The 9,118-nt window shown below is 73.9% G+C and carries 8 protein-coding genes; 6 read left to right on the forward strand and 2 right to left on the reverse strand.

Annotated features, from left to right (window positions below; genetic code table 11):
* The first annotated feature begins 109 nt into the window (after positions 1 to 109).
* The 4 genes from OG946_RS19575 to OG946_RS19590 all read left to right on the forward strand — a co-directional run bounded on the left by OG946_RS19575 (position 110) and on the right by OG946_RS19590 (position 4,602).
* Positions 110 to 2,242 carry an MMPL family transporter gene (locus OG946_RS19575; RefSeq protein WP_326797356.1) on the forward strand — a complete coding sequence of 711 codons (2,133 nt, stop codon included), beginning with the start codon at positions 110 to 112 and terminating at the stop codon, positions 2,240 to 2,242.
* A 280-nt stretch (positions 2,243 to 2,522) separates the two neighbouring features.
* Positions 2,523 to 3,017, forward strand: coding sequence for a hypothetical protein (locus tag OG946_RS19580; RefSeq protein WP_442814417.1), 495 nt, complete (start codon positions 2,523 to 2,525; stop codon positions 3,015 to 3,017).
* On the forward strand, positions 3,014 to 3,841 hold the full coding sequence (gene proC, locus OG946_RS19585) for a pyrroline-5-carboxylate reductase (protein ID WP_326797357.1): 828 nt from the start codon (positions 3,014 to 3,016) through the stop codon (positions 3,839 to 3,841). The genes OG946_RS19580 and proC overlap by 4 nt, the downstream gene beginning before the upstream one ends.
* A gap of 11 nt (positions 3,842 to 3,852) precedes the next feature.
* Positions 3,853 to 4,602 carry a response regulator transcription factor gene (locus OG946_RS19590; RefSeq protein WP_326797358.1) on the forward strand — a complete coding sequence of 250 codons (750 nt, stop codon included), beginning with the start codon at positions 3,853 to 3,855 and terminating at the stop codon, positions 4,600 to 4,602.
* Here OG946_RS19590 and OG946_RS19595 read toward each other — a convergent pair.
* Positions 4,545 to 5,249 carry a DedA family protein gene (locus OG946_RS19595; protein WP_326797359.1) on the reverse strand — a complete coding sequence of 235 codons (705 nt, stop codon included), beginning with the start codon at positions 5,247 to 5,249 and terminating at the stop codon, positions 4,545 to 4,547. The two genes, OG946_RS19590 and OG946_RS19595, sit on opposite strands and share 58 nt — an antisense overlap.
* 109 nt (positions 5,250 to 5,358) lie before the next feature.
* Here OG946_RS19595 and OG946_RS19600 point away from each other — a divergent pair, with 109 nt between their 5' ends.
* Both OG946_RS19600 and OG946_RS19605 read left to right on the forward strand, forming a co-directional pair.
* On the forward strand, positions 5,359 to 7,119 hold the full coding sequence (locus tag OG946_RS19600) for a sensor histidine kinase (protein ID WP_326797360.1): 1,761 nt from the start codon (positions 5,359 to 5,361) through the stop codon (positions 7,117 to 7,119).
* A 110-nt stretch (positions 7,120 to 7,229) separates the two neighbouring features.
* Positions 7,230 to 8,048: a DUF4097 family beta strand repeat-containing protein gene (locus OG946_RS19605; protein WP_326797361.1), complete on the forward strand. Its 819-nt coding sequence runs from the start codon at positions 7,230 to 7,232 to the stop codon at positions 8,046 to 8,048.
* Here OG946_RS19605 and trpS read toward each other — a convergent pair.
* Positions 8,029 to 9,087: a tryptophan--tRNA ligase gene (gene trpS / locus OG946_RS19610; RefSeq protein WP_326797362.1), complete on the reverse strand. Its 1,059-nt coding sequence runs from the start codon at positions 9,085 to 9,087 to the stop codon at positions 8,029 to 8,031. The two genes, OG946_RS19605 and trpS, sit on opposite strands and share 20 nt — an antisense overlap.
* Between the last annotated feature and the right edge of the window lie 31 nt (positions 9,088 to 9,118).

The raw sequence follows: 9,118 nt of genomic DNA on the forward strand, positions 1-9,118 counted from the left end.
AAGCAATCCCCGGCACACTTCCGCGCCACGGCCAGGTCGGCAAACCACAGCGGCCGCGGTGCGGGTCGGTCGTGCGCCCGACTCACCTCTTTCAGAAGGAGACCATCCCATGTCCGCTCGGATCAAGCAGCTCGTGGCTGCACCCGGAGGACACCGCACGAAATGGCTGGTACTGGCCGCCTGGATACTCCTGTTGGTCGCGCTCGGCCCGCTGGCCGGCAAGCTCGGCGACGTCGAGGACACCGGCCCCAACGCCTTTCTGCCGCGCAGCGCCGAGTCCGCCGAGCTGAACACGGAGCTGGAGAAGTTCCGCGGCGATCCCGAGGACGAGATCATGCCCGCCGTCGCCGTCTACAGCGTGCCGGACGGCGCGATGACGGACGCCGGCCGGCAGAAGGCGGAGGCGGACGTACGGGCCTTCGCGCCGTACCTCGCCGCGGGCGAGCGCGTGACCCCGCCGGTGCCCTCCGACGACGGCGGCGCGCTGATGACCATCGTGCCCATCACCGACGAGGACGACCTCTCCGACACCGTCGACGCCGTACGCGAGGTGGCCGCCGACGGCGTCCCGCCAGGCGTCGACGTGGAGGTGGGCGGCCCGGCGGCCTCCCTCGCCGACTCCGTCGCCGTCTTCGACTCCCTCGACGCGACGCTGATGCTCGCGACCCTGGCCGTCGTCACCGTCCTCCTGCTGATCACCTACCGCAGCCCCGTCCTGTGGCTCTTCCCCGTGCTGGCCGTCGGCTTCGCCGCCGTCCTCACCCAGGCAGCCACGTACCTCCTCGCCAAGCACGCCTCGCTGCCCGTCGACCCGCAGGCGGCCGGGATCCTGATGGTCCTCGTCTTCGGCGTCGGTACGGACTACGCGCTGCTGCTCATCGCCCGCTACCGCGAGGAGCTGCACCGCCACGAGAACCGCCACGAGGCCATGCAACTGGCGCTGCGCCGCTGCTTCCCCGCGATCCTCGCCTCCGCCGCGACCATCGCGGTCGGCCTGTCCTGCCTGTACTTCGCCGACATCAGCTCTTCCCGCTCCCTCGGCCTTGTCGGCGCGGTCGGTGCGGTGTGCGCGTTCCTCGCGCTGGTCACGGTGCTGCCGGCGCTGCTGGTGATCGTCGGCCGGTGGGTCTTCTGGCCGTTCGTGCCGCGCCACGGCACCCCCGTGCACGGGCACCGCACGGTGTGGTCCCGGATAGGCGCCGCGGTCGCGCGCCGGCCGCGCTGGTCGTGGCTGATGTCGCTGGGCGTGACCGCACTGCTCGTCTTCGGCGTCGTGGGCATGGACTTCGGTCTGAAGCAGTCGGAACTGTTCCAGGACAAGCCCGAGTCGGTCGTCGCGCAGGAGCGCATCTCCGCGCACTACCCCTCCGGCGCCTCCGACCCGGCCGACATCGTCACCCACGCGGATGCGAAGGACGCCGTACGGGCCGCGGTCGGGAAGGTCGACGGCGTGGCGGGAGTCGCCGACGGCGACACCACCGGCGACCTGGCCGCCCTGCGCGTCACCCTCGACGACGAACCCGACTCGGACGCGGCCAAGGACACCATCGACGACCTGCGCACCGCCGTGGGCGCCGTCGACGGGGCGGACGCGCTCGTCGGCGGGACGACGGCGGAGGCGCTCGACACCCAGCGGGCGGCGGACCGCGACCTGCGGGTGGTGGTGCCGATCGTGCTGCTGGTGGTCTTCCTGGTGCTGATCGGGCTCCTCCGCGCGCTGGTGGCGCCTCTTGTGCTGCTCGCCACCGCCGTGCTGTCGAACGTGGCCGCGCTGGGGGCGTCGTACCTCCTCTTCGACCACGTCTTCGACTTCGCCGCGGTCGACTGGTCGATCCCGCTGATGGGTTTCGTGTTCCTGACCGCGCTCGGCATCGACTACAACATCTTCCTCATGACCCGGGTCAGGGAGGAGGTCGCGCTGCACGGCCACGCGAAGGGGGTCCTCACCGGCCTGACGTCGACCGGCGGCGTGATCACGTCGGCGGGCATCGTGCTGGCCGCGACGTTCTCGGTCTTCGCCGGGCTGCCGCTGGTGACGATGGCGCAGATGGGCGTGCTGGTCGGGGTGGGCGTGCTGCTGGACACGTTCCTGATCCGCACGGTCATGGTGCCGGCGCTGGCGCTCGACCTGGGCAGGTGGACGTGGTGGCCGGGCGCCCTGTTCCGGCACGAGACGCGGCGCGCGCCGGCGGCCGTGGACACGGCGGCCGGGCTGCCGGAGGCGGATCGCGTACGGGCCTGAGGACTCCGGTCCGTACGGCGCGACTTCCGTACGACGAGTGGGTACCCGGCTCGCCGGGCACCCACTGCCGCACGCGCGCGAGTGGTAGACCCACAAGGAAGGGTCGGGAACTCTCAGTTGTCAGTGCCTGCGGGTAGGTTCGGGTGTGTGGCGGCAGCAGCGATCAGCGGCGAGGGTACCGGGCATGCCCGGTACCCCTTTCGTGTGCGCCTGTCGGCTGCCGCGCTCCGGGCGCTGGGGGAGGAGATGGGCGCGTTGCCGGTGGGTGTGGAACGAGTCGGTGGCTCGTTCGAAGAGGGCGCACGCGCGGGGTGAGAAGGTTGGCCCGGCCGCGCTGGACCGGATGCTTACCGAGGCCCGGCGGGTAACCCCCTGGCTTGGCGAGGGCAGTTCGGTGCCCCAGCAGCAGGTCATCCGGGATTTCGGGAAGTCCCGCGCGAAGGCGTTGAAGGACGTCAAGGACCGGCTTCCGAAGGCGCGCCGGTCGGGGATGCCGCGGTGGAAGACCAAGCGTGAGGCGCGGCCGAGTCTGAACTACACGCGGCGTGGTTTCCGTCTGAAGGACGGGCGTGTGCACCTCGCGGGCGGGATCGTGGTGCGGGTGGTGTGGTCGCGGGACTTGCCCGCGGAGCCGTCGTCCGTGCGGATCTACCGGGACGCCACCGGATCCTGGTATGCGTCCTTCGTGGTGCCCGCGCCGGTGACCTGCGGACCCGTCCGGGCTGTGGATAACTTCGCGGGGTGTCGGGCGGCGGTGCGAGGATGGACCGCATGACCCAGAAAGTCGCCGTACTCGGCGCCGGAAAGATCGGCGAGGCGCTGCTCTCCGGCATGATCCGCGCCGGCTGGTCGCCCGGCGACCTGCTCGTGACCGCCCGCCGCCAGGACCGCGCGGAAGAGCTCCGCCATCGCTACGGTGTCGAGCCCGTGTCGAACGGCGACGCCGCCAAGCGCGCCGACACCCTCATCCTCACCGTCAAGCCGCAGGACATGGGCACGCTGCTGGACGACCTCGCGCCGCACGTGCCGGCGGACCGGCTCGTCGTCTCCGCCGCGGCCGGCATCCCCACGGGCTTCTTCGAGGAGCGGCTGCCGCAGGGCGCCCCGGTGGTCCGCGTCATGCCGAACACGCCGGTGCTCGTGGACGAGGGGATGTGCGTCATCTCCGCGGGGAAGCACGCCGTGGAGCAGCACCTGGCGCGGACGGAGGAGATCTTCAAGCCCGTCGGGAAGACGCTGCGCGTCCCCGAGGCGCAGCAGGACGCCGCCACCGCCCTGTCCGGCTCAGGACCGGCGTACTTCTACTTCCTCGTGGAGGCCATGACCGACGCCGGGATCCTCCTGGGCCTGCCGCGCGAGAAGGCCCACGACCTCATCGTGCAGGCCGCGATCGGCGCGGCGGTCATGCTGCGCGACAGCGGCGAGCACCCGGTCAAGCTCCGCGAGGCGGTCACGTCCCCCGCGGGCACGACGATCAACGCGATCCGCGAGTTGGAGAACCACGGCGTACGGGCCGCCCTGATCGCGGCGATCGAGGCGGCCCGCGACCGCAGCAGGGAGCTGGGCACGGGCCCGGCGCCGGACGGCAAGCGCGCGTAGGGAAGCCGGAGATGACAGCGCAGCCACCCCCGCCGAGCGGACCGGGCACGTCTGGACCGGTCACGTCCGGGCGGGAGCCGATCCGGGTCCTGCTCGCTGACGACGAGGCCATGGTCCGCGGCGGGGTGCGGGCCATCCTCGCCGCCGCGGCGGACATCGAGGTCGTCGCCGAGGCAGGCGACGGCCGCGAGGCCGTCGAGCTGACCCGCCGGCACCGCCCCGACGTCGCCCTGCTCGACATCCGCATGCCCGTGCTCGACGGCCTGGGCGCCGCCGCCGAGCTGCGCCGGGCCGCGCCGGGGACGGCGGTGGTGATGCTCACGACGTTCTCCGAGGACGAGTACATCGCCGGCGCCCTCGACAGCGGCGCCGCCGGCTTCCTGCTCAAGTCCGGTGATCCGTACGAGCTGATGGCCGCCGTCCGCGCCGCCGCGGGCGGCGCCTCGTACCTCTCGCCGCACGTCGCCCGCCGCGTCATCCAGCGGGTCAGCGGCGGCCGGCTGACCCGGGAGAAGGAGGCGCGCGAGCGCGCCTCGGCGCTCACCCCGCGGGAGCGCGAGGTGCTGGCCCTCGTCGGCGCCGGTCTGTCGAACGCGGAGATAGCCGGCCGCCTGCACCTGGTGGAGGGCACGGTGAAGGCGTACGTGAGCCAGGTGCTGGCCCGCCTGGAGCTGAAGAACCGGGTCCAGGCCGCGATCCTCGCCTACGAAGCGGGGCTGGTCGGCGACGACGCCGGGCCCCCGGCGCACGGCTCGCCGTAACGCCCGGCGTCCCCGGCGCGGGCACCGCCGCCCGTGCCGCCGCGGGTGCGTCGCCGCAGCCGGAGGGCCCGTACGCCCTCGTGCAGCAGCGTGATGCCGAACGCGAGCCCCAGCCCCAGCGCCACCCCGCGCAGCGGCTCGTCCTCGAAGGCCGCGCCGCCGGCGTAGCCGAGCGTCGTCCCGTACGCCGCCCAGGTCACCGCCGCGACGACCGCGTACCGCGTGAAGGCCCGGCGCGGAAAGCCCGTCGCCCCCGTCGTGAGCGTGGCCGCGGTCCGGCCGCCCGGGATGTAGCGCGCCACGACGAGCACCAGCCCGCCCCGCTCCGCCAGCATCCGCCCCACCCGCTCGTACGCCCGCTGCGCCCGGCTCCCGGGCCGCAGCCGCTCGAAGACCCGCGGCCCGGCCCGCCGCCCGATGGCGTACGAGATGTGGTCCCCGGTCAGCGCTCCCAGGGCTGCTACCACCGCCACCAGGACCGCGTCCGGCTGCCCTTCGGCCGCGGCGAACACCCCCAGCGTGATCACCAGCGTCTCGCTCGGCACCACCGGGAAGAAGCCGTCCAGCGCGGCGATGCCGAAGAGCGCCAGGTACACCCACGGGGTGCTGACCACGCCCTCGACGGCGTGGATGATCGCGTCATTCATGCAGCTCACGCTAGGAACGCGGCCCGCACGCCACCGCGCACGGAAGTCAGGACCTCCCCATGACTTTCGTCAGGTGCCCGGCGGCCCGCGCCCCCCGTACCGTGGCCCCATGACCGGCACCGACCGGCTGCCCGGCACCCCGCGTCGCACGCTGCCCGACCGCCCCCGCCCGAGCCGCCCCGCAAGCGACCCCCCGGACGGCGACCACCGCGGCGGCGACCGCCCCGGGCGCCGCCGCCCCGCCCCCGCCGCCGCCCTCCGCCGCCTCCTGCGCAGCGAACGCGCCGCCGACCTGCTCCTCTGGCTTGTCCTCACCCTCCCCGCCGTCTCCGCCGGCGGCCTCCCCGGCGCCGAGCAGGCCGCCGGCGTCGACCTGCGCTGGATACGTATCGCCGCCGTCCCCCTCCTCGCCCTCGCGGTCGCCGTCAGCCGCTCCCGCCCCCTGCTCGCCGCCGCGATCCCCGCCGGCCTCGCGCTGGCCGCGACGCCCGAGCTGTTCACCAACCAGTTCGTCCTCGCCCAGGTCGCCCTCTCCTTCCTCCTCGGCCGCCGCACGGACCGCCCGCGCAGAGCGCTCGCGCTCTTCTGCGCCATCGCCGCGGCCGGCCTCGTGCTCGCCCGTACCGTCCCCGACGCGACGTTCGGCGGCTGGGCGACGCTCGTACTCACCGCGCTCTTCGCGATGGTGCTCCCGTGGCTCCTCGGCCGGTACGCGCGTCAGCACGCCGCGCTCGTCAGCACCGGCTGGGAGCTGGCCGAGCGGCTGGAGCGGGAGCAGGAGCTGACCGCCGACCGCACCCGGCTGCGCGAGCGCTCCCGTATCGCCGGCGACATGCACGACTCCCTCGGCCACGAACTGACCCTCATCGCCGTACGTGCCGCGGCCCTCCAGGTCTCCCCGGGCCTCGACGAGCCCGCCCGCAAGGAGGCCGCCGAACTCCGCGAGGCCGCCGCGGCGGCCACCGAGCGGCTGCGCGAGGTCATCGGCGTGCTCCGCGAGGATGACGAGGGCGCGCCGGTGCATCCGGCGGACGACAGGGTGGAGGAGCTGGTCAAGCGGGCGGCCGCGTCGGGGATGGAGGTGGAGCTGGTACGCGACGAAGGCGGAGACAGAACCGCGGCGTCCGACGCGTCCGCGGACGAGGCACCCACCCCCCTCCCGCCGGTCGCCGACCGGGCGATCCACCGCGTCGTCCAGGAAGCGCTGACCAACGCCGCCAAGCACGCCCCCGGCGCCCCCGTGACCGTCCGCCTCCGCCGCGACGGCGACCACGCCGAGGTCACCGTCGTCAACGGCACGCCGCCACCGCGCACCGCAAAAGCCCTGAAAGCATCACAAACACCCGGTGGCTACGGCCTCGTCGGCCTCGACGAGCGCGTCCGCCTCGCCGGCGGCACCCTCCATGCACAGCCTGTGGACGGCGGCTTCGCCGTCACCGCCCGCCTCCCCCTCACCCCCGGCGCCGCCCCCGCCCCGCCGCGCGAGTACGCCGCCCGGCGCGAACTGGCTGCCGCGCGCCGCCGCGTACGCCGCGGCATCCTCGACGCGATCTGGATCCCTGTCGTCGGCACGATCGTCCTCGGCGCGCTCCTCTTCGGCGTCGACCTCTACACCTCGTACCGCGCCGTCCTCGACGCCGGTACGTACGACTCGCTGCGCATCGGCCAGCCGCGCGACGCCGTCGAGCGCCGCCTCCCCGCCTACGAGGCCGACGTCAACACCCGCCCCGCCGCCGCCCCCGCCGACCCACCGGGCACCGACGACTGCGTCCTCTACCGCACCGCCCCCCTCACCCTCGATCCGTCCTACCGCCTCTGCTTCACCGACGGCCGCCTCTCCCACAAGGACAAGGTCGACGCCGACCCGTAGCCCCCGCACCCACCCCGCAAGCCCCGCCGCCCACCCGGGGGTTACCCCCACCCGCGCCCGGTGGCCCGCAGGATGGGGCGCGGGCGCGCCCGTCCGTAGCGTCGTACGACATGAAGCCGAAGCCCGCAGCCCTCGCCGCCCCCGCGCTCGCACTGGCCCTCGCCGCCGTCGCGACCGCCTGCACCCAGGCGGTCGGCGACGGCAAAGCCGAGCACCGCACCTTCCGCATCGGCGCCGACGCCACCACCCTCACGATCGACGCCGACGACACCGCCGTGGAGCTGGTGCCCGTCGACCGCGAGGGCGGCGAGATCGACGTCACCCGCTGGTTCAAGGCGGAGAAGTGGAACGGCGACGTCGGCACCACGTGGTCCGTCGACGGCGACACCCTGCACTTCCGCACCAAGTGCAGCGGCGTCGTCGTGAGCTGCGACTCTCGCTACCGCGTCGAGGTCCCGCGCCACCTCAACGTCGAGATCGACGGCAGCGACGGCCGCATCGAGGCGAACGGCTTCGACACCCGCCTCGACATCAAGAGCGGCGACGGCGCGGTGGAGGTCGCGGACGCCGGCGGCCCCCTGAACATCGAGGCCCGCGACGGCTCCGTACGCATCGACGGCGCGGCCGGCCCCGTCGACCTCGACGCCCGCGACGGCTCCGTCCGCGCCACCGGCCTCACCGCCACCCGCGTCACCGCCGCGCTCGGCGACGGCAGCCTGCACCTGGGCTTCACCGAAACGCCGGACGAGGTCACCGCGGAGACCCGCGACGGCGGCCTGACGCTGGAGGTGCCGAAGGCGCCGTACCGGGTGAGCACCGACGTACGCGACGGCAGCACCGACGTCACCGTCCCGCGCGACCCCGCCAGCCCGCACCGCATCAAGGCCACCACCGGGGACGGCAGCGTCACTATCCGCCCGACGGGCTGACGGCAGCGAAGGCGGGCAGCAACCCGGCCGCGTCGTACGCCGCATCCACCCGCGGCCGCGCCATCCCCCGCGCCCGCTCCGCCCCGCGCGCCAGTACGCCCTCGACGTACGCCGGATCGGCACTCAGCTCCGCATGCCGCTCCCGCACCGGCCGCAGCGTCTCCACCACGGCCTCGGCGGTGTCGTGCTTGAGCTGCCCGTACGAGGTGTACTCACCCGCCAGCTCCGCCGGCTTCCGCCCGCTGTACCCGGCCAGGATCTCCAGCAGGTTCGCCACCCCCGGCTGCGCCTCGCGGTCGTACGTCACCTCGGCACCGCTGTCCGTCACCGCCCGCATCACCTTCCGCCGCACGGCGTCGGGCTCGTCGAGGAGATGCACGATGCCGGCCTGCGCCGCGGGCCCGTCGTCGGACTTGCCCATCTTCGACGCCGGATCCTGGAGGTTCATCACCCGCGCGGCGACGGACGGACGGGTGACCCGGGGCACGGTGAACACCCGCCCGTACCGCTGGTTGAACCGCTGCGCCAGATCCCGCGCCAGCTCCACGTGCTGCGCCTGGTCGTCGCCGACGGGCACCTCGTCGGTGTCGAAGGCGAGGATGTCGGCGGCCATGAGCACCGGATACGTCAGCAGCGACAGCCGCACGCTCCCGCCCTTGGCCCGCTCCCGCGCGGCCTTCTCCTTGTACTGGATCATCCGCCGCATCTCCCCGTCCGCGGCGGTGCACTCCAGCAGGTACGACAGCCGCGCATGCTCGTCCACGTGGCTCTGCACGTACACCGTGCACAGCGCGGGATCGAGCCCGGCGGCCAGCAGCAGTTGCGCGGCCTGCCGGCTGAGCCGCCGCAGCCGCGCGGGCTCGTACGACACGGTCATCGCATGCAGGTCGACAACGCAGAACAGCGCCTCGGCCTGATGCTGGTCCACCTCGGCCCAGCGCCGCACGGCACCCAGGTAGTTCCCGAGCGTCAGATGCCCGGTGGGCTTCACCCCGCTGAAGATCCGCGCCCGCGGAGCCTGCGATCCGTACGCCGTCATCGTCGTCCCTCTCGTCCACTGCCGAAGACAG

The sequence above is a fragment of the Streptomyces sp. NBC_01808 genome (assembly GCF_035917395.1).
GTDB lineage: Bacteria > Actinomycetota > Actinomycetes > Streptomycetales > Streptomycetaceae > Streptomyces.

Bases quoted from the DNA above. Each gene is read 5' to 3' on its own strand.
- OG946_RS19575 (WP_326797356.1), top strand. From the start codon at position 110: ATGTCCGCTCGGATCAAGCAGCTCGTGGCTGCACCCGGAGGACACCGC.
- proC (WP_326797357.1), top strand. From the start codon at position 3,014: ATGACCCAGAAAGTCGCCGTACTCGGCGCCGGAAAGATCGGCGAGGCG.
- OG946_RS19590 (WP_326797358.1), top strand. From the start codon at position 3,853: ATGACAGCGCAGCCACCCCCGCCGAGCGGACCGGGCACGTCTGGACCG.
- OG946_RS19595 (WP_326797359.1), bottom strand. From the start codon at position 5,249: ATGAATGACGCGATCATCCACGCCGTCGAGGGCGTGGTCAGCACCCCG.
- OG946_RS19600 (WP_326797360.1), top strand. From the start codon at position 5,359: ATGACCGGCACCGACCGGCTGCCCGGCACCCCGCGTCGCACGCTGCCC.
- OG946_RS19605 (WP_326797361.1), top strand. From the start codon at position 7,230: ATGAAGCCGAAGCCCGCAGCCCTCGCCGCCCCCGCGCTCGCACTGGCC.
- trpS (WP_326797362.1), bottom strand. From the start codon at position 9,087: ATGACGGCGTACGGATCGCAGGCTCCGCGGGCGCGGATCTTCAGCGGG.